Annotated in this window: 14 protein-coding genes, 2 rRNA genes and 2 pseudogenes; 12 read left to right on the plus strand and 6 right to left on the minus strand. The window is 68.7% G+C overall.

The genetic code is table 11. The features are described 5' to 3' along the window. The first annotated feature begins 20 nt into the window (after positions 1–20). From ACFJIT_RS00020 to ACFJIT_RS00030, 3 genes are all read left to right on the plus strand, one after another. Positions 21–2,888: ribosomal RNA gene (locus ACFJIT_RS00020) — 23S ribosomal RNA — on the plus strand. Positions 2,889–3,034: 146 nt separating this feature from the next. Next, a 5S ribosomal RNA gene (gene rrf / locus ACFJIT_RS00025) occupies positions 3,035–3,149 on the plus strand. Between the two features lie 508 nt (positions 3,150–3,657). Continuing rightward, the gene (locus ACFJIT_RS00030; RefSeq protein ID WP_130516257.1) at positions 3,658–4,026 is read left to right on the plus strand and encodes a glycine zipper 2TM domain-containing protein; all 369 of its coding nucleotides are present in this window, start codon (positions 3,658–3,660) and stop codon (positions 4,024–4,026) included. Between the two features lie 154 nt (positions 4,027–4,180). On the opposite strand, the gene ACFJIT_RS00035 is transcribed toward ACFJIT_RS00030, so the two are convergent. Beyond that, positions 4,181–5,839, minus strand: coding sequence for a dihydroxyacetone kinase subunit DhaK (locus ACFJIT_RS00035; protein WP_379654600.1), 1,659 nt, complete (start codon positions 5,837–5,839; stop codon positions 4,181–4,183). A 115-nt stretch (positions 5,840–5,954) separates the two neighbouring features. On the opposite strand from ACFJIT_RS00035, the gene ACFJIT_RS00040 reads away from it, so the two are divergent. Next, complete coding sequence (locus ACFJIT_RS00040) at positions 5,955–6,878, plus strand: DUF808 domain-containing protein (protein ID WP_379654601.1); 924 nt, start codon at positions 5,955–5,957, stop codon at positions 6,876–6,878. Positions 6,879–6,888: 10 nt separating this feature from the next. Here ACFJIT_RS00040 and ACFJIT_RS00045 read toward each other — a convergent pair whose 3' ends face one another. Beyond that, positions 6,889–7,557 (minus strand): DUF998 domain-containing protein, encoded by a 669-nt coding sequence (locus tag ACFJIT_RS00045; RefSeq protein ID WP_379654602.1) that lies wholly within the window; start codon positions 7,555–7,557, stop codon positions 6,889–6,891. Between the two features lie 130 nt (positions 7,558–7,687). Here ACFJIT_RS00045 and ACFJIT_RS00050 point away from each other — a divergent pair, with 130 nt between their 5' ends. From ACFJIT_RS00050 to ACFJIT_RS00060, 3 genes and pseudogenes are all read left to right on the plus strand, one after another. Continuing rightward, the gene (locus tag ACFJIT_RS00050; protein WP_130535717.1) at positions 7,688–8,674 is read left to right on the plus strand and encodes an MDR family oxidoreductase; all 987 of its coding nucleotides are present in this window, start codon (positions 7,688–7,690) and stop codon (positions 8,672–8,674) included. A 25-nt stretch (positions 8,675–8,699) separates the two neighbouring features. Continuing rightward, positions 8,700–9,338, plus strand: a complete 639-nt coding sequence (locus ACFJIT_RS00055; RefSeq protein ID WP_379654603.1) for an NAD-dependent dehydratase — start codon at positions 8,700–8,702, stop codon at positions 9,336–9,338. Positions 9,339–9,443: 105 nt separating this feature from the next. Next, positions 9,444–11,329: pseudogene (locus tag ACFJIT_RS00060) on the plus strand (DUF1302 domain-containing protein). A 46-nt stretch (positions 11,330–11,375) separates the two neighbouring features. Here ACFJIT_RS00060 and ACFJIT_RS00065 read toward each other — a convergent pair. The 4 genes from ACFJIT_RS00065 to ACFJIT_RS00080 all read right to left on the minus strand — a co-directional run bounded on the left by ACFJIT_RS00065 (position 11,376) and on the right by ACFJIT_RS00080 (position 14,770). Beyond that, positions 11,376–11,741, minus strand: a complete 366-nt coding sequence (locus tag ACFJIT_RS00065; RefSeq protein WP_379654604.1) for a hypothetical protein — start codon at positions 11,739–11,741, stop codon at positions 11,376–11,378. A gap of 121 nt (positions 11,742–11,862) precedes the next feature. After that, positions 11,863–12,627, minus strand: coding sequence for a LytR/AlgR family response regulator transcription factor (locus ACFJIT_RS00070; RefSeq protein ID WP_379654605.1), 765 nt, complete (start codon positions 12,625–12,627; stop codon positions 11,863–11,865). Next, entirely contained in the window at positions 12,620–13,948 is a 1,329-nt protein-coding gene (locus ACFJIT_RS00075; protein WP_379654606.1) for a sensor histidine kinase, read from the minus strand. Before ACFJIT_RS00075 ends, ACFJIT_RS00070 begins: the two co-directional genes overlap by 8 nt. 321 nt (positions 13,949–14,269) lie before the next feature. Beyond that, positions 14,270–14,770: a GNAT family N-acetyltransferase gene (locus ACFJIT_RS00080; RefSeq protein WP_379654607.1), complete on the minus strand. Its 501-nt coding sequence runs from the start codon at positions 14,768–14,770 to the stop codon at positions 14,270–14,272. 751 nt (positions 14,771–15,521) lie between these two features. On the opposite strand from ACFJIT_RS00080, the pseudogene glgA reads away from it, so the two are divergent. From glgA to treY, 5 genes and pseudogenes are all read left to right on the plus strand, one after another. After that, positions 15,522–17,064: pseudogene (gene glgA, locus ACFJIT_RS00085) on the plus strand (glycogen synthase GlgA). Then, positions 17,061–19,316: a 1,4-alpha-glucan branching protein GlgB gene (glgB, locus tag ACFJIT_RS00090; RefSeq protein ID WP_379654608.1), complete on the plus strand. Its 2,256-nt coding sequence runs from the start codon at positions 17,061–17,063 to the stop codon at positions 19,314–19,316. Before glgA ends, glgB begins: the two are co-directional and overlap by 4 nt. Further along, complete coding sequence (gene treZ / locus ACFJIT_RS00095) at positions 19,316–21,085, plus strand: malto-oligosyltrehalose trehalohydrolase (RefSeq protein WP_379654609.1); 1,770 nt, start codon at positions 19,316–19,318, stop codon at positions 21,083–21,085. The genes glgB and treZ overlap by 1 nt, the downstream gene beginning before the upstream one ends. Beyond that, the gene (locus tag ACFJIT_RS00100) at positions 21,082–23,001 is read left to right on the plus strand and encodes a 4-alpha-glucanotransferase (protein WP_379654610.1); all 1,920 of its coding nucleotides are present in this window, start codon (positions 21,082–21,084) and stop codon (positions 22,999–23,001) included. The genes treZ and ACFJIT_RS00100 overlap by 4 nt, the downstream gene beginning before the upstream one ends. After that, positions 22,998–25,607: a malto-oligosyltrehalose synthase gene (gene treY / locus ACFJIT_RS00105; RefSeq protein ID WP_379654611.1), complete on the plus strand. Its 2,610-nt coding sequence runs from the start codon at positions 22,998–23,000 to the stop codon at positions 25,605–25,607. The genes ACFJIT_RS00100 and treY overlap by 4 nt, the downstream gene beginning before the upstream one ends. Positions 25,608–25,615 lie beyond the last annotated feature (8 nt).

The raw sequence follows: 25,615 nt of genomic DNA on the forward strand, positions 1-25,615 counted from the left end.
GAGGCAACTTGAGGTTATATGGTCAAGCGAATAAGCGCACACGGTGGATGCCTTGGCGGTCAGAGGCGATGAAGGACGTGGCAGCCTGCGAAAAGTGTGGGGGAGCTGGCAACAAGCATTGATCCCGCAATGTCCGAATGGGGAAACCCACTGCTTCGGCAGTATCCTGCAGTGAATCCATAGCTGCTGGAGGCAAACCCGGTGAACTGAAATATCTAAGTAACCGGAGGAAAAGAAATCAACCGAGATTCCCTGAGTAGTGACGAGCGAACGGGGAACAGCCCTTAAGCTGATATGGTTTTAGAAGAACAGTCTGGAAAGACTGGCCATAGAAGGTGACAGCCCTGTATTTGAAAGGGCCATATCAGTGAAGACGAGTAGGGCGGGGCACGAGAAACCCTGTCTGAACATGGGGGGACCATCCTCCAAGGCTAAATACTCCTGACCGACCGATAGTGAACCAGTACCGTGAGGGAAAGGCGAAAAGAACCCCGGAGAGGGGAGTGAAATAGATCCTGAAACCGTGTGCGTACAAGCAGTAGGAGCCTCGCAAGGGGTGACTGCGTACCTTTTGTATAATGGGTCAGCGACTTACTGTTCGTGGCAAGCTTAACCGTGTAGGGGAGGCGAAGGGAAACCGAGTCTGATAAGGGCGCATAGTCGCGGGCAGTAGACCCGAAACCGGGTGATCTAGTCATGGCCAGGGTGAAGGTGCCGTAACAGGTACTGGAGGCCCGAACCCACGTCTGTTGCAAAAGACGGGGATGAGCTGTGATTAGGAGTGAAAAGCTAATCGAACCCGGAGATAGCTGGTTCTCCTCGAAAGCTATTTAGGTAGCGCCTCATATGTATCCTCTTGGGGGTAGAGCACTGTTATGGCTAGCGGTCCATCGCGGATTAGCAAACCATTGCAAACTCCGAATACCAAGACGGACTGTATGGGAGACACACGGCGGGTGCTAACGTCCGTCGTGAAAAGGGAAACAACCCAGACCCACAGCTAAGGTCCCAAATTTCGTGCTAAGTGGAAAACGATGTGGAAAGGCACAGACAGCCAGGAGGTTGGCTTAGAAGCAGCCACCCTTTAAAGAAAGCGTAATAGCTCACTGGTCGAGTCGGTCTGCGCGGAAGATTTAACGGGGCTAAGCACGAAACCGAAGCTTGGGGTGCATCACGCAAGTGATGCGCGGTAGAGGAGCGTTCCGTAAGCCTGCGAAGGTGGATTGAGAAGTCCGCTGGAGGTATCGGAAGTGCGAATGCTGACATGAGTAACGATAATGCGGGTGAAAAGCCCGCACGCCGAAAGCCCAAGGTTTCCTTGCGCAACGTTAATCGACGCAGGGTTAGTCGGTCCCTAAGGCGAGGGCGAAAGCCGTAGTCGATGGGAAGCAGGTTAATATTCCTGCACCTCGCGTAAGTGCGATGGAGGGACGGAGAAGGTTAGGCAGGCCAGGCGTTGGTTGTCCTGGTGAGAGCGTTGAGGCGGTTCCCTTTGGCAAATCCGGGGGAGCAACGTTGAGACGAAGGACCAGCCCTTTAGGGCGAAGCTGCTGATATCACGCTTCCAGGAAAAGCTCCTAAGCTTCAGCTTACGCAGACCGTACCGTAAACCGACACAGGTGGGTAGGATGAGAATTCTCAGGCGCTTGAGAGAACTCGGGTGAAGGAACTAGGCAAAATAGCACCGTAACTTCGGGAGAAGGTGCGCCTCTTCTGGTGAATAGCTGGGGGAGGCCGAAGTGACCAGGCCGCTGCGACTGTTTATCAAAAACACAGCACTCTGCAAACACGAAAGTGGACGTATAGGGTGTGACGCCTGCCCGGTGCTGGAAGGTTAATTGATGGGGTCAGCCGCAAGGCGAAGCTCTTGATCGAAGCCCCAGTAAACGGCGGCCGTAACTATAACGGTCCTAAGGTAGCGAAATTCCTTGTCGGGTAAGTTCCGACCTGCACGAATGGCGTAACGACAGCGGCGCTGTCTCCACCCGAGACTCAGTGAAATTGAAATCGCTGTGAAGATGCAGCGTTCCCGTGGCAAGACGGAAAGACCCCGTGAACCTTTACTATAGCTTTACATTGAACGTTGAGTTCGTCTGTGTAGGATAGGTGGGAGGCTATGAAACTGTGGCGCTAGCTGCAGTGGAGCCAACCTTGAAATACCACCCTGATGTGCTTGACGTTCTAACCTAGGTCCGTTATCCGGATCGGGGACCATGTATGGTGGGTAGTTTGACTGGGGCGGTCTCCTCCCAAAGAGTAACGGAGGAGCACGAAGGTACGCTCAGCGCGGTCGGACATCGCGCACTGTGTGCAAAGGCATAAGCGTGCTTGACTGCAAGATCGACGGATCAAGCAGGTACGAAAGTAGGTCTTAGTGATCCGGTGGTTCTGTATGGAAGGGCCATCGCTCAACGGATAAAAGGTACTCCGGGGATAACAGGCTGATACCGCCCAAGAGTTCATATCGACGGCGGTGTTTGGCACCTCGATGTCGGCTCATCACATCCTGGGGCTGTAGTCGGTCCCAAGGGTATGGCTGTTCGCCATTTAAAGTGGTACGCGAGCTGGGTTCAGAACGTCGTGAGACAGTTCGGTCCCTATCTGCCATGGGCGTTGGAGATTTGAGAGGGGCTGCTCCTAGTACGAGAGGACCGGAGTGGACGAACCTCTGGTGTTCCGGTTGTCACGCCAGTGGCACTGCCGGGTAGCTATGTTCGGAAGCGATAACCGCTGAAAGCATCTAAGCGGGAAGCGCGCCTCAAGATGAGATCTCCCGGGACACAAGTCCCCTAAAGGAACCATCAAGACTAGGTGGTTGATAGGTCAGGTGTGTAAGCGCTGTAAGGCGTTGAGCTAACTGATACTAATGATCCGTGTGGCTTGACCATATAACCTCAAGTGGCTTCGCCCTAGCGAAGACCACCTTAGCCTCGACGCACGTCGATGCTCACTAATCGCTCTCTACATCACAAGTAACTACGCGAGACTGAGCGCCTGATCCAGCTGTATCGGATGGCGACGCTCCAACCGTCTCCCTGGTGAAATTAGCGCTGTGGTCCCACCCGATCCCATCCCGAACTCGGAAGTGAAACGCAGCTGCGCCGATGGTAGTGTGGCTTAAGCCATGCAAGAGTAGGTCATCGCCAGGGTCTTACCCCGAGACCCCCTCAGATCCAACGATCTGAGGGGGTCTTCTTTTGCGTCAAGAAAAAGAAAAACCGCTGCGCGGCATTGGGCGCAATCCGAAGAGCCAGGCAATACGCCCGCGCGTTCGATGCGGGCGGATCGGATGGAAGCGGAAGGACGGCAATGTGTTGCGAAAGGCCGTCAACATCCGATGCAGAGCCTGCATCGGCCGCACGAAGCCATGTGGCAATGCAACGGAACCCGGTATTACAAGGGCACGTTCAACTCGAAGGTGGCATTAAGCGCCTTGGGTAAAGCGCTTCTGAGCCGGGCTTCGCGAGGCGTAGCGCTCGCCCTGAGCCGGACTGACAGGCCGTGGGAGCCAGGGTTATCTCATGGTCACACTCACCCGATACATACGCTGCAGTCCAGCGGTTAAACACGTGGCGCCAGGTCGCCTGTTTTTCACCGGAGATTGCAATGCCGGGTGGCTTCATGGCCGCACATATCGTTACGCAAGCGAGGTTCGCCATGAAGAAGTCCCACATCCATGCTTCCCGCCTGATGGTGTGCGCTGGTCTGCTGGGGATCGCCACCTCGGCCATGGCCCAGCGCTACGGGCCGCAGGACGAGGGCCGTCGTTTCAACGACGGCACGCGCGTGGTCTGCAAGAACGTTGAGGTCCGTAAGAACAGCAAGGACTCCAACCGCATCCTGGGCACCGCCACGGGCGCCGTGGTGGGTGGTCTGCTGGGTAACCAGATCGGCGGCGGCAACGGCAAGAAGCTGGCCACGGTCGGCGGCGCCATCGCCGGCGGTGCGGCCGGTCGCACGATCCAGGGCAACCACCAGATCGATCACGGCGATCGCGTCGTGGAGAAGCAGTGCGTCCGCCGCTGATCCGCAGCGCTTCGTGAGACCAACAGAACGGCCGGGCATTGCCCGGCCGTTCTGCGTTATGGACCTGGCGTGGGCGCTGAGGCTGCGGTCAGCGGTACGAACGTCGCAGATGCAGCGCTGCGGCCTATGCGCCCGAATCGGCAGGCCTCACGGATCAAGCGCTGCGCGCTGAGGTCGCCGCCTGCGCGAACGCCTCGAAGGCACGTGTCACCGCTTCCGCACCGGGGTCGACCACGCCTTCCAGCGCTTCGGCACGCACAGAGGCCGAGCGGCCGGCTTGGGCCTTCTGCATCGTCGCCGTGGCGGCTGCGCCCTCGCGGGCCGCAGCCGCGGCGGCTTGCAGGTCGCCGGGCCGTTCGCGCAACGCGGCGACGGCGGGGATGAGGGCGTCGAGCATGGTGCGATCGCCCTGGCGGGCGCCGCCGGTCTCCTGCATGCGGGCGATGCCGCGCTCCAGCGCCTCGGGCCAGGACGCGGCTTCCGCCAGCGCCTGCGCGGCGGCGGTGAGCATGATCGACAGCAGCACGCCGCTGGAGCCGCCCATGCTGTGTTCGATCAGGGCTGCCAGTTCCTGCGCCAGGCGCGCCTGTTCGCCGGTGCTCAGCGTGTCGGTCTCCAGCGCCGCGAGCACGGCGGCGGCGCCTTGGGCGAAGGTTGATCCGGCGTCGCCGTCGCCGACCTTGGCATCGAGTGCATCCAGTTCTTCCTTGGCTGCCAGCAGGGTCTGCGCGGCCTGCTTCAGTGCATTGGCGCGCCTGGCATCGCGATGGCCGCTGCCGGGGGCATGTTCGGATTGGGGGCGCTCGGGTTCGAAGTAGGTCACCGGTCGCGGCGTTGAGACGCCGGGCCAGGCCAGCGTTTCGACCGGCGCGCGCAGGGCCTCGAGCACGTCGGCGTCGGCCGGGCCCAGGGTGATCGAGAAGCCGTGCATGTCCATCGAGGTCATCAGCGCCGCCGGTCGCACCATCACGGCGATGCGTTCCAGGCCGATGCGGGCGATCACGCCATTGGCCAGGCTGCCGAGCTCCTGCGTGGAGCAGCCGCCCAGGTCGTTGAGCAACACCACCAGCGGCGCGTCGGCGCCCAGGCGGGCGTCAGCGGCCTCCAGCAACGGCGAGAGCACCAGGTCCAGCGCATCCTGCAGCGACTGCGGATCGACCTTGCGCGCGCCCGGTTCGTTATGGATGCCCAGGCCGAGTTCGGGCGAGCGCTTGCCCTGGTGCTGGCCGGGCACGGTGGCGCTGGAGAGCGCCATGCCCAGCGACAGCAGACGGTCGGCGAAGGCCTGCCCGCGTTCGGCGATCTGCGCCAGCGCCACGCCCTGCGCCGCCAGATGCCCGACATACTTGTGCACCAGCACCGTGCCGGCCAGGCCACGCGGCTGGGCGGCGTCAGGCAGGGCGATGTCGTCGCGCACCAGCACGGTGGCCACGTCGATGCCTTCGGCGCGCGCACGTTCGGCGGCCAGGCCGAAGTTGAGCCGATCACCGGTGTAGTTCTTGATCACCAGCAGCACGCCGGGCGCCTGGCGGCAGGTGTGGATCGCGGCCAGGACCGCTTCGACACCGGGCGAGGCGAACAGGTCGCCGGCGATGGCGCCGGTCAACATGCCCGGGCCGACGAAGCCGGCATGGGCGGGTTCGTGGCCGGAGCCGCCGCCGGAGAGCACCGCCACCTTCGCGGCGTCGGGCTCGGCCTGCAGCACGATGCGCATGCCCGAATCGGGTGCGCTCATCCGCAGCGGCATCAGCTGCGCAGTGGCGTTGAGGAGGTCGGCGACGATGGCGCGCGGTGCGCCGAGGAACTGCTGCATGCGTCGGTCCTGTGCGGGAGGGCCTTGCGAGCCTAGGACATGACGCGTGAGTCAGGTGCGCAGACATGGGGGGGCATGCACAATGCCCGTCCCCCTCTTCAGGACGACCCGCACAATGGCCGGAGCCAGCCTGTTCACCCTGCTCGACGATATCGCCACCATGCTCGACGACGTGGCGGTGATGACCAAGGTCGCCGCGAAGAAGACCGCCGGTGTGCTCGGCGACGACCTGGCGCTCAACGCCCAGCAGGTCACCGGGGTCAAGGCCAACCGCGAACTGCCGGTGGTGTGGGCGGTGGCCAAGGGCTCGCTGCTGAACAAGGCGATCCTGGTGCCGGTGGCGCTGGCGATCAGCGTCTGGCTGCCAGTGGCGATCCCTTATCTGATGATGATCGGTGGCGCCTACCTGTGCTTCGAAGGCGTGGAGAAGCTGGCGCACAAGTTCCTGCATTCGAAGGACGAGGACGCCGCGCATCACGCGCAGGAGGCGCGCGCCCTGGCCGATGAGCGCGTGGACGTGGTCGCGTTCGAGAAGGACAAGATCAAGGGCGCGGTGCGGACCGATTTCATCCTCTCGGCCGAGATCATCGTGCTCTCGCTGGGCGTGCTGAGCGAGCGTACGCCGCCGCCGACCTTCGTCGAGGAGGTGATCGTGCTGGCGCTGATCGCGCTGCTGATGACCGTAGGCGTGTACGGCCTGGTCGGGGCGATCGTGAAGCTGGACGACCTGGGCCTGTGGCTCTCGCGCAAGGGCGCCGCGCTGGCATCGATCGGCCGTGGCCTATTGGTGGCCGCGCCGTTGCTGATGAAGTTCCTGTCCATCGCCGGCACCATCGCGATGTTTCTGGTCGGCGGCGGCATCCTGGTGCACAACATCGGCCCGCTGCATCACCTCATCGAAGGCCTGAGCCTGAGCGGGGTGGCCGCCAGCGTGGCGGGCATGCTCTACAACGCCCTGATCGGCGTGCTGGCCGGCGCGATCGTACTGGGCGTGGTGCAGCTGGTCGGCAAGCTGCGCGGCAAGTCCGCCGCGCACTGAAGGCTTTCGGTCAGGCGGTGCCGGCGCCGCGCCCGCGGCGCACCAGGCACAGCGACACGGCCATCAGCCAGCCCAGGATCAGCACGATCACCGACTTCTGTCCCAGTCCGGTCAGCGGCAGGGGGCACCAGGCCATGGCCCAGATCGCCAGGAAGCACAGCGCCGCCCACGGCAGCGCCCAGCGCCGGTGCGCCCGCCAGTAGGCATCGTGGCGAAAGTCGTGGGCCTGCCACATCAGGCCGACCGTGGCGCAGACGAAGGCCGTGCTCGCCGCGCCCACGTGGATGCGCCCCTGTACGGTGGTGTGCGCGCCGGGCATGTCCATCCATGCATAGGCGGTGATGCACAGGGCCAGCGCGGCGGTCACGAACAGCGCCATCGGCATCCGGCCGCGTGCGCGCGGATGCAGGCTCCCGCGCAGCCCGAAGATCAGCGCCAGCATGCCGACGCTGAGCACGCAGTAGGCGGATTGGAGCAGATGGCCCCAGGGCCCGATCAGATACAGGCTCATCTGATTGCGCACCGCATCCAGATCCGAGCGCAGCAGGTGGACCACGATGGTCACGGCGACGAAGGTCGCCAGGCTGGCCAGGGCCAGCCCCGGCCACAGCAGGTGCACGCGACCGTGCGGCGTCGAGGGGGAGGCGAAGGCGGTGGCGAGCGGCGCCGATCCTGGCATGTGGGCGGTCTGGCGATGGCATTGCTTCGTGCAATGCAGGGATTCTAGCGAGCGCGGTACGCGGCTGACCAATTCCTTGCTCACGCCGCGCTGGCTAGCATGGGGCCCTGTTTCGGTCGGAGGATGGGTCATGGCATTCAAGGCCTTGCTGGTGAACAAGCGCGACGGCGCGGTACAGCCGGAGCTGGTGACGCTGGAAGACGGCGATCTGATGGAGGGCGATGTCACCGTCGCGGTCGAGTACTCCACGGTGAATTACAAGGACGCACTGGCGGTGACAGGCCGGGCGCCGATCATGCAGGTGTTCCCGTTGATTGCCGGTATCGATCTGGCCGGGCGTGTGCTCGCGTCGGCGCATGCCGGCTTCAAGCCCGGGGATGCGGTGCTGGTCAACGGCTGGGGACTGAGCCAGACCCACCACGGCGGTTTCGCCCAGCGCGCGCGGGTGCCGGGCGACTGGCTGGTGCGCGTGCCGGACGCCTTCGACACGCGCCAGGCGATGGCGATCGGCACCGCAGGCTACACGGCAATGCTCAGCGTGCTGGCGCTGGAGCACAACGGCCTGACCCCCGATGCGGGTGAGGTGCTGGTCACCGGCGCCAATGGCGGCGTGGGTTCGGTCGCCATCGCCGTGCTGGGCAAGCTGGGCTATCGCGTGGTCGCCTCGACCGGGCGCATGGCCGAGGCCGACCATCTCAAGGCGCTGGGCGCGGCCGAAGTGATCGAACGCGGCCCGCTGGGTGAGCCCGGCAAGCCGCTGCAGAAGGCGCGCTGGGCCGGCGCGGTGGACAGCGTCGGCAGCCACACCCTGGCCAACGTGCTGGCGCAGACCCGCGAGCGTGGCACGGTCACCGCCTGCGGGCTGGCCCAGGGCATGGACCTGCCGACGACGGTGGCGCCGTTCATCCTGCGCAACGTCACCCTGGCGGGCATCAACTCGGTCGATGCGCCGCAGGCGCTGCGCGAAACCGCCTGGCAGCGTCTGGCCCGCGATCTGGATCCGGCCTTGCTGGCGTCGGTCACCAGGCAGGTGGCGCTGGCCGAGGTGCCGCAGGTGGCCGACGACCTGTTCGCCGGCAAGGTGCGCGGGCGTGTGGTGGTGGACGTCAATGCCTGAGCCGGCCCAGGGCAGGGCGCACCCGATGACGCAGGTGCTGTTGGCGGGTGCGACCGGGCTGGTGGGCGGCCTGACGCTCTCGCAGCTGCTGCTCGACGACCGGGTCACGCGGGTGGTGGCGCCGACCCGCCGCCCGCTGCCGATGACCCACGCCCGCCTGTTCAATCCGGTGGTGGATTTCGACGCGCTGCCGGCCGATGCGGACTGGTGGCGGGTGGACAGCGTGATCTGCGCGCTGGGTACGACGATGCGCCAGGCCGGTTCGCGCGCGGCATTCAGGCGGGTGGACCACGACTATCCGGTGGCGATCGCGCGCCATGCGCTGTCCGGCGGGGCGCTGGCCTATGCGCTGAATTCGGCGACCGGCGCCGATGTCGCCTCGCGCTTCTTCTACACCCGGGTCAAGGGCGAGGTGGAGCGCGACCTGGAGGCGTTGGGCTACACCTCGCTGACCCTGGTGCGCCCCGGCCTGATCGAGGGCGAGCGCGCGCAGCGCCGCACCGGCGAACGCCTGGCCGGCCTGGCCCTGCACGCCCTCTCGCCAGTACTGCCGCGCCGCTTCCGGCCCAGCCCCGCCGAAGGCGTCGCCGCGGCGCTGGTCGATGCGGCCTTGAATGCGCGTCCCGGGCGCCATGTGATCGAGGCCGCGCAACTGGCGGGCTGATCCGGGCGCGTGCCGGCCGCGGGTTGGTCACCGCTGCAACCATGCGCGGCAGCGCCTGTCTTCGGTGTTATAAAGCACGCCGTTTTTAACGGATCGGTAACGCGCATGACGCTCTCGAACGCCCGCTCCCGCACGCGCCGCCGCGTGCCGGTGCTGTGCCTGCTGGCCACCGCCATCGCCGCGCCCCTGCATGCGGCCGAATTCAAGCTCGCCGACGGGGAGGTCACCGGGACCTGGACCACGCGCGCGACCTACGGCATGGGCGTGCGCACGACCGGCCGTTCGGAGCACCTGGTCGGCAAGGGCTTCCGGTCCGACGGCGTGGCCAAGGGCGGCGATGGCGCCGATACCGCGGACGACGGCAACCTCAACTACGGTGCCGGCGATGCGTATTCCTCGCTGTTCAAGCTCAGCACCGCGGTCGACCTGAAGTGGCGCAACCTCGGCGTGGCCGTCAGTGGCCGCGCCTGGTACGACACCGCGCTGAAGGACAACGACGTGCCGCAGGGCAACCAGCCCAGCGGCTTCAAGGGCAATGCGCCGCTGAGCGACCACGACTTCTCCCAGTCCAACCAGTTCTCCGGGGCGATGCTGTTGGATGCCTATGTCTACGGCCGCTTCAAACTGGGCGAATCCACCACGTGGGATTCGCGCCTGGGCAAGCAGCGGGTGAAGTGGGGTGAGGGGGTGTTCTTCCAGGGCGTCAACCAGGTCAATCCCTACGACTACACCACGCTGCGCCGCCCCGGCACCGACCCGGCCACCGAGGCCCAGCTGCCGGTGGAGCTGTGGTGGAACAAGCTCAGCTTCGACAACGGCGTGTCGGTGGAGGCCTTCTACCAGTGGAAGTGGCGCCCGACCGAGCTGGATCCGTGCGGCACGTTCTGGTCCGGCGCGGACATCGGCATCGACAACGGCTGTTCGGGCCTGCAGTCCAATGCGTATTACCCGATCAACGCCTATTCGCCGGGTGCGGAGCAGTGGCTGAGCGATGGCTACATGAACGCCGTCGGCGCCTACCTGCCGCGCGGGCGCGACATCGAGGGCAAGGACAGCGGCCAGTACGGCGTGGCCGCGCACTACACGATCAAGCCCATCGCCACCGACCTGGGCCTGTACTGGATGCGCTACAACTCGCGCCTGCCGATCCTCAACGCCACCACGCCGAACATGGCCAACGCCGATCCGACCCTGGTCGCGCGCATGACGGCCGACGGCGTGCCGCTGGCCTACGCGCAGCTGTCCCAGCGCCTGTCCACGATCACCGAGTCGTGGGAGTACCCGGAGGACCTCACCCTGATGGGCCTGTCGGCCTCGCACAAGGCCGGGGCGTGGAAGTTCGCCGGCGAGGTCAGCTTCACGCAGGACCTGCCGGTGCAGATCAACACCGCCGACATGTTCGCCGCGTTGACCCGCAACGGCGGGCCGGTCGGTGGGCGCACCGCTGGCCAGGATCCGGGCTTCCTGCTCAAGGGCTACGACCGCTTCGACAAGTGGCAGGCGCAGGCCTCGGTCACGCGCACGCTGGGCCCAGTACTGGGCGCCAGCAGCGGCGTCATCGTCGGCGAGGCGGCCTGGCAGCACGTGGACCTGCCCGGGCTGGATGTCGCGCGCTATGGCCGTGGCTTCGCCTGGGGCTATTCGCCGCAGGGCTTCGACGGCAGCTGCGGCGCGGTGCAGAACCCGCAGGGCTGCGTGAACAAGGGCTACTTCACCAAGATGGCCTGGGGCTACCGTGTGCGCGGTCAGCTCAACTACGCGGTGGGCAGCACCACGCTGTCGCCCAGCCTGACCTGGGCCAGGACGTGCACGGCTACGCGGTGGACGCCACCCTGGTGCAGGACCGCAAGACGGTCTCGCTGGGGCTGGCGGCCAAGTTCGCCGGCAACGCCTTCGCCTCGGTGGCCTACACCAACTACCTGGGCGACAACCCCTACGACGTGCTGGCCGATCACGACAACGTGGTGATGGCGATCGGCACCACGTTCTGAGCATGGCGGGTGCAGTGCCGCCGGACTGGCGGCACCGCGTGCCCGTTCAACCCGCGCAGCGCGTGCCCGGGCCGGGCGCTTCGGCCTGCACGCATTCGTTCACCTGCATGTCCAGGCCCTGGACCACGCGCTGCTCGCCCGCGCCCAGGCTGAACTGGTCCACCGGGGTGCGTGCGCAAGCGCGCTTGTCGTCGGTGCCGACGCGACAGGTCTCCTCGAACAGCTGGTAATGGCAGCGTCCACTGGCGCTGCGCACGCACTGGAACGTCGCCGAGCCGGCCGCGCGCGTGGTCCGGCTGAACAGCGTATCCACGCCGTCGCGCTGGCTGCGCGTGATGGACGTGCTGCTGCTGCCGTCGTGGCAGCCGAACAGCGCAAGCATGCAGTAGAGGATCGAGGTCAACAGGCGCATGGCGCGCTCCTTGTCATGTGATCGGTGGGCCGGCACGCAGGCAGGCCGGGGCTGGCCGTCCCGCACGGCCAGGATGCGAAACCGTCGTCGCGCCGCCCGAGACCGGCCGCGCGGCGACGTGCTACATGCCCTTGAACAAACCCATGAACGGCTGACTGACGGTCAGCAGTTCCGGGCGGTTGCGCAGCTTCAACTGGCCCTTGCCGGTGTCGTCGCGGATCACCGAGGCCACGGCCTTGAGATTGACGATGGTGGAGCGGTGGATCTGCTTGAACGCCGCCGGATCCAGCGCGCCCAGCAGCTCGCGCAGCGGCGTGCGCAGCAGCGCCTCGCCCTGCGCGGTCATCACCACGGTGTACTTGTGGTCGGCACGGAAATAGGCGACGTCCTCGATCAGGATGAGCCGCGTCTCGCGCCCGGTGCTGGCCGTCACCCACGCCAGCGGCGCGGCGGCGGGGCGCGCGCTCGGTGCGAGCCGCTGCAGCAGCGCATCCAGCACGGCCACATCCGGTGCCGAGGGCTGCGTGCGCGCCTGCAGGCGCTGCACCGTGGCGTCCAGGCGTTCGCGCGTGACCGGCTTGAGCAGGTAATCGACCGCGCCGTGTTCGAAGGCTTCCACCGCGTACTGGTCGTAGGCGGTGACGAACACGACCTGCGTGCGCGGGCTGGCATCGGCGACCGCGCGCGCCACCTCGATGCCGGTCAGGCCCGGCATGCGGATGTCGAGGAAGGCCACGTCCGGCTGGCGCTCGGCGATGGCTTCCAGCGCGCTGGCGCCATCGCTGCATTCGGCGCCGATGCCCAGCTGTGGCCACGCCTGGCGCAGCTGCGCGACCAGCGCGGCGCGCAGCAGGTCCTCGTCTTCGGCGACCACGCACTCAGCCATGCGCGTCGGCTCCGGCGGACGCCTGTGCGGCCGGCAGCGGCGGCGGCGCGGCCGGTGCCGGCGAGGGCGGCACGCGGACCGGCTGCGGGCGCGGCAGCACCAGCGTCGCGGCCACACCGGCGGGGAAGTTGGAGGTCAGCGAGAAACTGGCCGCAGGGCCGTAGATCAGGCGCAGGCGTTCGCGCAGGTTGGTCAGGCCGATGCCGGTGCCGCTGTTGTGCGCGCCGCCGAGGCCCAGGCCGTCATCGGCCACGGTCACCGCGATGCCCTCGTCGATGCTGCGCGCCATGATCCACAGCGTGCCGCCGCCGGGCTTGGGCTCCAGGCCGTGCTTGATGGCGTTCTCCACCAGGGTCTGCAGCATCATCGACGGCAGCGGCACGCCATTGAGCACGTCGGGCACCTCGATGCGCGGGTCCAGGCGTGCGCCCATGCGGATCTTGAGGATCTCCAGGTAGGCGCGGGTGCGCTCCAGCTCCTCGCCCAGCGGCGACATCGCGTTTTCCTCGCGCGGCAGCGAGCGGCGCAGATACTGGATCAGATGCCCCAGCATCTGCTCGGCGCGCGGCGGGTCGGTGGCCGCCAGCACCTGCGCATTGGCCAGCGTGTTGTAGAGGAAATGCGGCTCCACCTGCGCCTGCAGCAGGTTCAGGCGCGCCTGGGTGAGTTCCTTCTCGGTGGCGTTGTGCGCGGCGGCGGCCTGTTCGGCGCGTCGGCGCTCGGCCACGCGCCGGGAGATGGCGCGGGTCAGCGACTCGATGTGCTCGTAGTTGACGCCCTTGTCCACGGTGTACAGGTCGCGCCAGGCACCGGCATCGGGTTCGCAACGCAGGCTGGCGCGACAGGTGCCCTCGCCCGGCATGATGGTGATCAGGACCTCGTCGCGCTTGATCGCGCACAGCGCCGGCAGGTTGTACCAGGCGATCCTGCGCTGCGGCTCGAAGCCCGGGCGTGGCACCTGGCCCTGGATGCGCAGGCTGTCGTGGACGATCTGCAGCGCGGTGATGCGTGGCAGCTCGCGCACCGCGCCTTCCAGCAGGGCGAAGGCGGCATCGGCTTCCATCGGCAGGTCGACCACGCGGCGCTGGCGGTTGGACAGGGTCGCCGCGTCCAGTTCGCCGGCCATGCCGCGCACGCGGTGCAGGTGATCGATCACGCGGATGATCGCCGAGACCAGCAGCCCGATCGCCAGCAGCCAGAAGATCACCCCCGGCGGCGCCTGGAACTGGTGGAAGAACGCCGCCCACAGCGGGAAGGCGATGGCCAGCGTCAGCAGCCACGCGCCCACGACACGAACGAAGAAGAAGAATCGCGGAAGCACGGTGCCGACCCCTGGAAAAGCTGTTGCGGCCGAGCATACCCAGCGCCTCCCGGAGCGCCAGCCCGGACGCGACCAGTCCACGGAATCGGCGACGAAAGGCCCGTCGGCAGGGACCAAACTCGCCCCTTCCCCGGATGACGCCCCCGGTTCGCGCCGCGCTGGGCGTCACCTGCGGCCCTTGGCACTCGGCCCGCCGCGCGCCTGCGCGCGGCCTTCCGCGCCTTGCGACCGGTGGTCCTGGGCTGTTCCCGTGGGTGCCGGCCTAGGCGCCGCGGCTGGAGTCAGGCGATCAGGGGGCACGCCGGCCCCGTTTGGACGGGCTCAAAGCGGCGCGTGTTCTTCCTTGTAGATCCGCAGCCCGCGCGCCTGGTAGTTGGCCAGGGCGGCCGGGTGGTCGAGGGTGCAGGTATGGACCCAGACGCGTTCGGTGCCGGGCCAGTCCCAGGCGGCGCGGATGGCGTGGCTCAGCAGCGGCCCGCCGAAGCCGTGCCCCAGGAACGCGCCGGCCAGGCCGAAGTAGCGGATCTCGGCGTTGCGCCCGTCCGGGCGATACAGCTCGTAATAGCCGGCGATGGCGCCGCGGTGATAAGCCACCCAGGTGCGGTGGCTGTCCTGCTCCACCAGCGCGCGCCAGTCGGCCTCGCTCCAGCGGTTCATGTCGCTCCAGTTCCAGTCCTTGCCGACCAGCCTGTAGAGGAAGCGGTTGAGCTCGGGTTGCGGGACTTCGCACTCGACGATCTGCAGGTCGGGCCGCTGCGGCTTCTCGCGCAGCGCGTCCGGCGAGGTCATCTCGAGATAGAAGGTGGTGCAGCGCTGCGACATCCTGCGGCTCCTGGGAACGTTCCAATCCGATTGTGACCAACCCGATGGCGGCGGCGCCAGCGTCGCCTCGCGTCAGGCCGCGGGATGGTGGACGTCCGGAATGAGGTCGTCGTCTGACAGCGGTGCTGTACAGGCGGCCGCCGTCGCATCGGATGCCTGGCTGCCTGTCGCGCGCCAACAACCTCCCTGAGCGCTGACCTAGTCCGCCGGACCCGGGAAGGTGCATCGCGCCGTCCGGCACCAGAGGCGACGGGCGTGGCGCCTTGTGTCGCACGCGCGTGGCCCAGGCGCGCGCTGTCGCGGTGTCCGGGCGAATGTGACCCGCCCGTCACCCAGGCGCGCGACACGGGCCACGACGCGGCCACCATCCGCCGGCGCATGGTGGGATGGTCAAATTCTCGCCAATCCTCTGTGCGCGCCGCTTCGGCGACCGCTCGTCCGAGCCGACCCTCGAACGCCGGAAAAAGCGGCGCCGCGCGGCTTGACGGCTGTCATCAAATCGTGGCATTTGGTTCACACGTCTTTTATCGCGGCGTTCGTAGATTCGATTCGAGCAGCGCCCCACGGGCCCCTTGTCCGCCGCGCCGCTCCCTCTCACCCGCGTCACGTCGCCGGTCGCTCAATGGCCTGCGGCGGTTCTTCGCTCCGCGCTCGTTTCGCTGTTGCTGTTCCGTCTTTCTCCTCTTTCGTTCCTGCGACGGATGTTCGATCCCCCATGTCTGCGTCTGTGCTGCCCGAGTCCCCGCGTCCCCTGAAGCCTTCACCCCGCGCCGCGCTGCCGCTGTCGCAGGAAGCCCTGCGCGCCCGCGATGCGCGCGGCCGGTTCGCGCCGCGCGCGGCTAACGATCCCGACACGGTGCGCTCGGGCGTCTCGCCGCGCCGCACGTCGCTGTTCGTCACCTCGGAGATGGCCGACTTCATCAAGGCCGGCGGGCTGGGCGATGTCGCCGCCTCGCTGCCGCGCGCGCTACGCCACCGCTACGACGCGCGCGTGCTGATTCCCGGCTACCGCGACGTGCGCGCCAAGGCCGGCAAGCTGCAGATGGTCGGCCGGATCGCGCCCAAGGCCGGTCTGCCGGCCTGCGCGCTGGGCTACACCACGCTGGACGATGGCTTGCCCGTCTATGTGCTGATCTGCCCGGAGCTGTTCGAACGCGAAGGCTCGCCCTACGTGTCCAGCCTGGGGCGCGGAGTGGGAAGACAATGCCGTGCGCTTCGCCACGCTCTCGCATGCCGCGGCCGAGATCGCCGGCGGCCGCGCCGGCCTGGACTGGGCGCCGGACCTGCTGCACCTCAACGACTGGCCGTGCGCGCTGGCCTCGGCCTATGTGAAGTGGTCCGGCGGCAGCACGCCGTGCCTGCTGACCATCCACAACCTGGCCTACCAGGGCCTGTTCCCGCACGCGGTGGCGCCGCTGCTCGGCATCCCCGAGGCGGCGCGCGCGGACCTGGAGTTCTACGGCCAGATGTCCTTCCTGCGCGGCGGCATCGTGCATGCCGCGCACGTCAACACCGTCAGCGTCAGCTATGCCGCGCAGATCACTCTGCCGGCGATGGGCTGCGGCCTGGACCGGCTGCTGGCGCGCCGCGCCGCGGCCGGCGGCCTGACCGGCATCCTCAACGGCATCGACGCCAGCTGGGACCCGAGCACCGACAACCATCTGCAGGCGCACTTCAACCTGCACGACTGGGCCGGCCGCAAGGCCAACGCGAGCCAGGTCCGGCGCGAGTTCGGCCTGCCCGAGCGCGACGGCCCGCTGTTCGCCGTGGTCTCGCGCCTGGTCCACCAGAAAGGCCTGGACCTGATCTGCGAGGTCGCCCCGCAGATCGTCGCCGCCGGCGGGCAGATCGTGGTGATTGGCGGCGGCGAGCCGCAGATCGAGCAGAGCGTGCTGGCGCTGACGCGCCGCTACCCCGGTCATGTCGGCGCCTTCATCGGCTTCGAGGAACAATTGGCTCGGCGCATGTTCGCCGGCTCGGATTTCCTGTTGATGCCTTCCCGATTTGAACCTTGCGGTCTGAGCCAGATGTATGCCCAGCGCTTCGGTAGCCTGCCCATCGCCCACGCCACCGGCGGGCTGATCGACACGGTGGACGATGGCGTGACCGGATTTCTGTTCCAGGAGCCGTCGGCCGACGCGCTGCGTCGCTGCTTGGCGCGCGCCTTCCGCACCTTCCGCCTGCCGGGCCTGATTCAGGCCATGCGCCGCGCGGCCATGCTCAAGCCCAGCGGCTGGGACGTGGCGGGCAGCAAGTATCTGGCCCTCTACGACCGCACCGCGGCGCTGGCATGAGTGAGTCCGACCGGGCCGGGCAGAGGGCCAAGGTGATCACCGCCGGCGAAGGCGATGCTTCGCAGACACGCGCCGATGCGCCGCTCGACCCGCGGCTGCAGGCGCTGGTCGATGGCCACGACGGCGATCCGTTCGCCCTGCTTGGCCCGCGCGCCACGGGCAGCGGCGGGATGCGGATCGTGGCGATGACGCAGGGCGCCGAGGCCATGGCCGTGCTCAATGCGCAGGGCAAGGTCGTGGCGCTGATGCGCTGCGTGCATCCGGCCGGCCTGTTCGAGGCCGAGCTGCCCACGCAGATGGCCTACCGCCTGCGCATCGCTTGGCCCGAGGCGCTGGAGGAGATCGAGGATCCCTATCGCTTCGGCCCGGCGCTGCAGCAGGAATGGCTGCACGGCATCGTCTCCGGCGATGGCGAGTCGGCGCGGCTGGCGCTGGGCGCGCACCGCGTGACCCACGAGGGCGTGGACGGGGTGCGCTTCGCGGTGTGGGCGCCCAATGCGCGGCGCGTGTCGGTGGTCGGCGACTTCAACGGCTGGGACGGGCGCCGTCATCCGATGCGCCTGCGCCACGACGGCGGGGTGTGGGAGCTGTTCCTGCCCGGCATCGTGCCGGGCATGCGCTACAAGTACGAGATCACCGCGGCCGACGGCACCCGCCTGCCGCACAAGGCCGACCCGATGGCCCGCCAGTGCGAACTGCCGCCGGCCACCGCCTCGGTGGTTCCCGAGGCCGAAGCCTTCGCCTGGACCGACGTGGAGTGGATGGCGCGTCGCGCGGCCCGCGCGACCACGCCCGAGCCGATCTCGATCTACGAGCTGCACGCCGGTTCCTGGCGCCTGCGCGAGGACGGCCGCCACATGAACTGGGACGAGCTGGCCGATGCGCTGATCCCATACGTGCAGTGGCTGGGCTTCACCCATATCGAACTGCTGCCGATCACCGAGTATCCCTTCGGCGGTTCCTGGGGCTATCAGCCGCTGGGCATGTACGCGCCGACCGCGCGCTATGGCAGCCCGGAAGGCTTCGCCCGCTTCGTCGATGCCTGCCACAACGCCGGCATCGGCGTGATCCTGGACTGGGTCAGCGCGCATTTCCCCAACGACGCGCATGGCCTGCAGCGCTTCGACGGCACCGCGCTGTACGAGCATGCCGATCCCAAGGAGGGCTTCCACAAGGACTGGAACACCCTGATCTACAACTACGGGCGGCACGAGGTCTCGGCCTATCTGGTCGGCAGCGCGCTGGAGTGGATCGAGCGCTATCACATCGACGGCCTGCGCGTGGACGCGGTGGCCTCGATGCTCTACCGCGACTACAGCCGCAGCGAGGGCGAGTGGGTGCCCAACCAGCACGGCGGTCGCGAGAACCTGGAGGCGGTGGAGTTCATCCGCCGGCTCAACGGCGAGGTCGGCCGCCGCTTCCCCGGCGTGATGATGATCGCCGAGGAGTCCACCGCCTGGGGCGGGGTGACGCAGCCGCCGGAGCACGGCGGCCTGGGCTTCACCCACAAGTGGAACATGGGCTGGATGCACGACACGCTCGAGTACATGAAGCGCGATCCCATCCACCGCAAGCATCACCACAGCGAGATGACCTTCGGCATGGTCTATGCGTTCTCCGAACGCTTCGTGCTGCCGCTCTCGCACGATGAAGTGGTGCACGGCAAGGGCTCGCTGCTCACGCGCATGCCGGGCGATGCCTGGCAGCGCTTCGCCAACCTGCGCGCGTACTTCGGCTTCATGTGGGCCCATCCGGGCCGCAAGCTGCTCTTCATGGGCGGCGAGTTCGGCCAGTGGTCGGAGTGGAACCACGACACGCAGCTGGACTGGGGGCTGATGCAGCAGCACGAGCATCACGGCCTGGCGCAGCTGGTGGGCGACCTCAACCGCCTGCTGTGCGCCGAGCCGGCGCTGTATCGCAACGACCACATGCCTGAGGGCTTCGACTGGTCGGTGGGCGATGACCATGCCAACAGCGTGTTCGCCTTCGTCCGCTTCGATCGCGATGGCGACGGCGCGCCGGTGCTGGCGGTCAGCAACTTCACCCCGATGCCGCGCTATGGCTATCGCGTCGGTGTGCCGCGTGCCGGTCAGTGGCGCGAGATCCTCAATACCGACAGCGGTCACTACGGTGGCTCCAACGTCGGCAACGCCGGGGCGGTGAGCACCGAGCCGGTGCCCATGCACGGGCATGCGCAGTCGCTCTCGCTGGCGTTGCCCCCGCTTTCCACCATCTGGCTGCGAGCCGTCTGATGCCGGGCCAGGGGGAGCATCCGGGCAGTTCGTGGCTCGGCGCGGTCGCATGCGCCGACGGGCAGACGCGGTTCCGGCTGTGGGCGCCGGACGCGCACCAGGTGCGGCTGGAGGTGGAAGGGCAGGCGTCGCAGCCGCTGACGCGCCGCGACGACGGCAGCTTCGATACGGTGTTGCCGCTGCCTCCGGGCACGCGCTACCGCTATCGCATCGACGATGCCGAGCCGGTACCGGACCCGGCCTCGCGCTGGCAGCCCGAGGGTGTGCACGGCCCCAGCGTCGTGGTCGATGCCGAGGCCTATGTCTGGCAGCACGCGGACTGGCAGGGCCGGCCCTGGCGCGAGGCGGTACTCTACGAGCTGCACGTCGGCACCAGCGGCGGCTACGCCGGGGTGATGGCGCAGCTGCCGCGCCTGGTCGAGCTGGGCATTACCGCTATTGAGCTGATGCCGCTCAACGCCTTCCCCGGCATGCGCAACTGGGGCTATGACGGCGTGCTGCCGTACGCGCCGGCGGCGGCCTACGGCAGCCCTGACGAACTCAAGGCGCTGATCGACGCGGCCCACGGCCACGGCCTGATGGTGCTGCTGGACGCGGTCTACAACCACTTCGGCCCGGACGGCAACTACCTGCACCAGTACGCCGAGACCTTCTTCAACGCCGATGCGCACACGCCGTGGGGCCCGGCCATCGACTTCCGCCAGGAGGCGGTGCAGCGCTACTTCATCGACAACGCGCTGATGTGGCTGCACGAATACCGCTTCGACGGCCTGCGTCTGGATGCGGTGCACGCGATTGTGCCCAACGATTTTCTGGAGACCCTGCGCCAGGCCATCGTCGCCAGCGTGGCCGAAGGCCGCCACGTGCACCTGGTGCTGGAGAACGAGGCCAACCAGGCCTTCCGCCTGGCCGACGGCTACACCGCGCAGTGGGACGACGACTTCCACAATGCCCTGCACGTGCTGCTGATCGGCGAGGACGAGGGCTATTACGCCGCCTTCGCCGACGATGCCAGCGGGCACCTGGCGCGCGTGCTGGGCGAGGGCTTCGCCTACCAGGGCCAGCCCGATCCGCGCGGCCATGTGCGCGGCGAGCCGTCCGGCCATCTGCCGCCGACCAAGTTCGTGGTGTTCGCGCAGAACCACGACCAGATCGGCAACCGCGCGATGGGCGATCGCCTGATCACCCAGGTCGCCCCGTCGGCGCTGCGCGTGGCGCTGGCGCTGACCGCGCTGACGCCGATGATCCCGCTGTTCTTCATGGGCGAGCCCTGGGGCGCGCGGCAGCCGTTCCAGTTCTTCACCGATTACCAGGCGCCGCTGGACGAGGCGGTGCGCGAGGGCCGGCGGCGCGAGTTCGCGCAGTTCGCCGCGTTCGCCAATCCGGCGGTGCGGGCGAGCATCCCGGACCCCAATGCGGTGCAGACCTTCGAGGTGTCCAGGGTGGACATCGGCGAGTCGCTGCGCGGCGAGGGCGCGGCGTTCGCCGCATGGTTCGCGCAGCTGCTGCAGGTGCGCGCCACGCAGCTGGTGCCGCATCTGGATCAGGCGCGCGCGCTGGGCGCGCAGGTGCTGGCGCCGGGCGCGATCGTCGCGCGCTGGCAGCTGGGCACGGCGGTGCTGCAGGTGGAATTCAACCTGGGCGCCGCGCCGCTGACCGTGCCCGTGCCTGCCGGCGCGCGTCTGCTGCATGCCGAAGGCGCCGATGCCGACAGCGATGCCTTGGGCCCGAACTCCTTGCGCGCGTGGTGGCAGGACGCGCAGGCATGAGCGCCGACGCGCTGCATGCGCTGGCGGACGCCGCCGGCCTGCTGGTCGACTGGGTCGACGTGGCCAGCCAGCCGCGCACGGTGGCCGATACGACGCTGCGCGCCGTGCTCGAGGCGATGGAGCTGCCCTGCGCCACGCCGGCGCAGTGCGCCGACAGCCAGCGCCGGCTGGAAGCCATGCAGGGCCGGCCGGCGCTGCGGACCGCGGTGGTCGATACGCCGGTGGCCGTCGAGGGCCGGCCGGGCGCCGCGTATAAGCTGCTCGATGAGCACGGCCAGGCCCAGGAAGGCCGGTTCGACGAGCAGGGCGCGCTCGGCCCTGTCGCGGTGCCCGGCTACTACCGCGTGCTGTGCGAAGGCGCCGGCGAAGACGGCATCGCGCTGGCCATCGCGCCCACGCGCTGCTGGTCGGTGGCCGATGCCTGCGGGGTGGCGCAGCCGCGCGCCTGGGGCGTGGGGCTGCAGGTCTATTCGGCGCGCACGCCGCTGGATGCCTCCATCGGCGATGCGCAGGGCGCGCTGGACTGGGCGCGGCGCGTGGGCGCGGCCGGCGGCGATGCGCTGGCGCTGAGCCCGATCCATGCCGCGCGGCCGCTGCAGCGCCACTACAGTCCGTATTCGCCCAGCGACCGGCGCTTCTTCGATCCACTGTATGCCGCACCGGCGCTGGTGCTGGGCGAGGCGTTGGCGTGGCAGGCCCTGCAGGCGGCCGGGCTCGAGGCGCGCCTGGCCCAGTTGAACGCGGCCCCGCTGGTCGACTGGCACGACGGTGCGCAGGCCAAGTGGGCCTGGCTGCGCGCGCTGCGCGAGCAGGCCTTGCCCGAGGCGCTGCAGGCGGATCTGCAGGCCTTCATCGCGGACGGCGGGCCGGCGTTGGAGCAGCACGTGACCTTCGCCGCGGCCGATGCCGGCGACGGCGATCCCGGCCTGCACCGCTATGCGCAGTGGCTGGCCGCGCGCAGCTGGCAGGACGTGCAGCGGCAGGCCCGTGCGGCGGGCATGCGCCTGGGCCTGATCAGCGACCTGGCGGTGGGCTTCGATCCGCACGGCGCCGAGGCCGCGGCGTGGCCGCAGGCGGTGCTGCACGGCCTGGTGCTGGGCGCGCCGCCAGATGCCTTCAACGCCGACGGCCAGGCCTGGGGCATCGGCAGCTATTCGCCGGCCGGCCTGCGCGCCAGCGGCTTCGCGCCCTTCATCGCGCTGCTGCGTGCGGTGATGCGCCAGCGTGGCGGCGTGCGCATCGACCACATCCTCGGGCTGCTGCGGCTGTGGGTGCTGCCCGACGGCGGCAGGGCCGGCGACGGCGTGTATCTGCGCTATCCCTTCGAGGACCTGCTGCGGCTGCTGGCGCTGGAATCCTGGCGCCAGCGCTGCGTCGTGATCGGCGAGGACCTGGGCGTGGTGCCCGATGGCCTGCGCGAGGTGCTGGCCGCGCACGGCGTGCTGGGCATCGATGTGCTGATGTTCACCCGCGACGCGGACGGCGCCTTCCTGCCGCCGGCGCAGTGGCGCCGCTCCGCGGTGGCCACCACGACCACGCACGACCTGCCGACCCTGGCCGGCTGGCGCATCGGCCGCGACCTGGACTGGCGCGAACGGCTGGGCACCGGCGGCCGGATCGACCGCGCCGCCGAAGACGCCCAGCGCAGCCAGGACGTCGCGCGCCTGCAGGCGCAGGTGCGCGCCGACGGCGGCGATGGCCAGACGCTGGCCAGCTGGCTGGCCTTCGCCGCGCACAGCCCGGCGCCGCTGGCGCTGCTGCCGGCCGAGGACGCGCTGGGCCTGGAGGAACAGCCCAATCTGCCCGGCGTGGTCGAAGGCCATCCCAACTGGTCGCGGCGCCTGCCGCAGGACACGCCACACCTGGATGCGGCGCTGGCCGCGTTCGCCACCGCACGCGGCGAGGGGACGCCATGACCGAGTTACGCGCCACCGCGCGCCTGCAGCTGCATGAAGGCTTCACCCTGCACGATGCCGCCGCGCAGGTGCCGTACTACGCGCAGCTGGGCGTGAGCCATCTCTATCTGTCGCCGATCGGCACGGCCGTGGCCGGCTCGACCCATGGCTACGACGTTACCGACCCGACCCGCGTCAATCCCGAGCTGGGGGGCGAGCAGGGGCTGATGGCGCTGCACGCGGCGGTGCGCGCGCACGACATGGGCCTGCTGCTGGACATCGTGCCCAACCACATGGCCGCCCATGCGACCAATCCGTGGTGGTGGGACGTACTCAAGCACGGCCGCCGCAGCAAGCATGCCGACTGGTTCGACATCGACTGGCGCAGCCCCGGCCACGACGGCAAGCTCTGGCTGCCGGTGCTGGACCGGCCCTACGCGCAGGCGCTGGCCGAAGGCGCGCTCAAGCTGGGCGTGTCCGCGGCCGGCGAGCTGCAGCTGGAACACCACGACGCCTGCTTCCCGGTGCGCGTGGACGGCGCGGCGGTCCCTGCGGATCTGGCGCTGCGCCGCGACTGGGCCTGGCGCATCAGCCAGGGCACCGCGCGCGGGGAGAGCACGCTGCACCGGCTGCTCGAACGCCAGTCCTACCGGCTGGCGTGGTGGGCGGTCGGCAACGACATGGTCAACTACCGGCGCTTCTTCGACATCACGTCCTTGGCGGCCATCCGCGTGGAGCGGCCGGACGTGTTCGCTGCCGTGCACGCGCTGCCGCTGCGGCTGATCGCCGAGGGCGTGCTCGATGGCCTGCGCCTGGACCATGTCGACGGCCTGGCCGATCCGCGGGGCTACCTGCGCCGGCTGCGCGCGCAGGTCGACAAGGCCGGGCGCAAGCGTGGCCTGCGCCCGGGCAAGGTGACCCTGCTGGTGGAGAAGATCCTGGCGCCCGGCGAGACCCTGCCGCGCGACTGGCCGGTGCAGGGCACCACCGGCTACGACTTCATGGACCAGGTCTCCGGCGTGCTGCACGACGCGGACGGCGAGGCGGCGCTCACCGCGCTGTGGCAGCGTGTCAGCGGGCGCAGCGGGGACTTTGCGCAGGAGGAATTCCAGGCGCGTGGCGAGATCCTGGACGCCTCGCTGCAGGCCGAGTTCACCCGCGCCCAGCAGGCCGCGGTGGCCTGCGCGCACCTGGACCCGATCTGCCGCGAGTTCAGCCCGCAGATGATGGGCAAGGCGCTGACCGCGGTGATGCGGCGCTTCCCCGTGTACCGCACCTATGCCGGCAACGACGGGCTGGACGAGGGCGATGCGGCGCTGTTCGCGCGCGCCGCGCAGGCCGCGCGCGAACAGGCCAATCCGCGCGTGCAGGCCGCCATCGACGCGCTGCAGCGCTGGATGCACGACGACCCCGATACGCCCAACGTGCAGCGCAGCCTGCGTCGCGTGCTGCGCCGGCGGCTGGAGCAGCTGTCCGCGCCGCTCAATGCCAAGTCGGTGGAGGACACGGCCTTCTATCGCCACGGCGTGCTGCTCTCGCGCAACGAGGTCGGCTCGCATCCGCAGCATCTGGCGACCGATCCGCAGGTCTTCCATACCAGCGTCCAGGCGCATGCCGCCGGGCACCAGCGCGCGATGCTCGCCACCGCCACCCACGATCACAAGCGCGGCGAAGACGTGCGCATGCGCCTGGCGGTGCTGAGCGGCCGCGCGCCGTGGTGGGCCGAGCAGGTGCAGACCTTCAACGCGCTGGCGGGCGCGCGGATCGGCGCGGATGCCTGTTCGCCGGGCGATGCGCTGATGCTGTGGCAGACGTTGGTCGGCGCCTGGCCGCTGGAACTGGGCCTGGACGATGCCGACGGTCTGGCGGCCTTCGCCGAGCGCGTGGCCCAGTGGCAGACCAAGGCCCTGCGCGAGGCCAAGCTGCACAGCACCTGGACCGAGCCCAACGAAGCCTACGAGACCGCCGCACGCGCGCTGCTCGACCTGGCCCTGGTCGCACCCGAAGGCAAGGCACTGCGCACCGCCCTGCACGGCGCCGCGCAGTCGATCGGCGCGGCCGGCGCGGTCAACGGCCTGGCCCAGACCACGCTGCGGCTGACCGCGCCCGGCGTGCCCGATCTCTACCAGGGCACCGAGGGCTGGGACCTGTCGCTGGTCGATCCGGACAACCGTCGGCCGGTGGACTTCGACCTGCGCCGCCGCTGGCTGGCCGACGAGGCCTCCTGGGCCGCGCTGCTGCAGGACTGGCGCAGCGGCCAGGCCAAGGCGCGCCTGGTCGCGCTGCTGCTGCAGCTGCGGGCGCGGCTGCCCGAGCTGTTCGCCCGCGGCGACTACCGCGTGCTGCACGCCGAGGGGCCGCGCGCCGGGCAGGTGCTGGCCTTCCGCCGCCAGCACGAGGGCCAGCGCCTGGTGGTCGCGGTGCCGCGGCTGGTGGCCGAGGGACTCGTCGACGCCGCCGTGCCGCAGCTGCCGGCAGACTGGTGGCAGGATGGGGCGCTGCCCGTTCCCGATGGCACCTGGCACAGCCTGCCCGATGGGCGCGTGCTGCAGATACCCTCGGGACGCATCGCGCTGTCCGAGTTGTTCGCCCATGCCCCGGTGGCCGTGCTGGTCGCCCCTGAATGACGTTTCGC

Source organism: Pseudoxanthomonas sp. UC19_8 (genome assembly GCF_042700505.1).
Lineage (GTDB): Bacteria > Pseudomonadota > Gammaproteobacteria > Xanthomonadales > Xanthomonadaceae > Pseudoxanthomonas_A > Pseudoxanthomonas_A winnipegensis.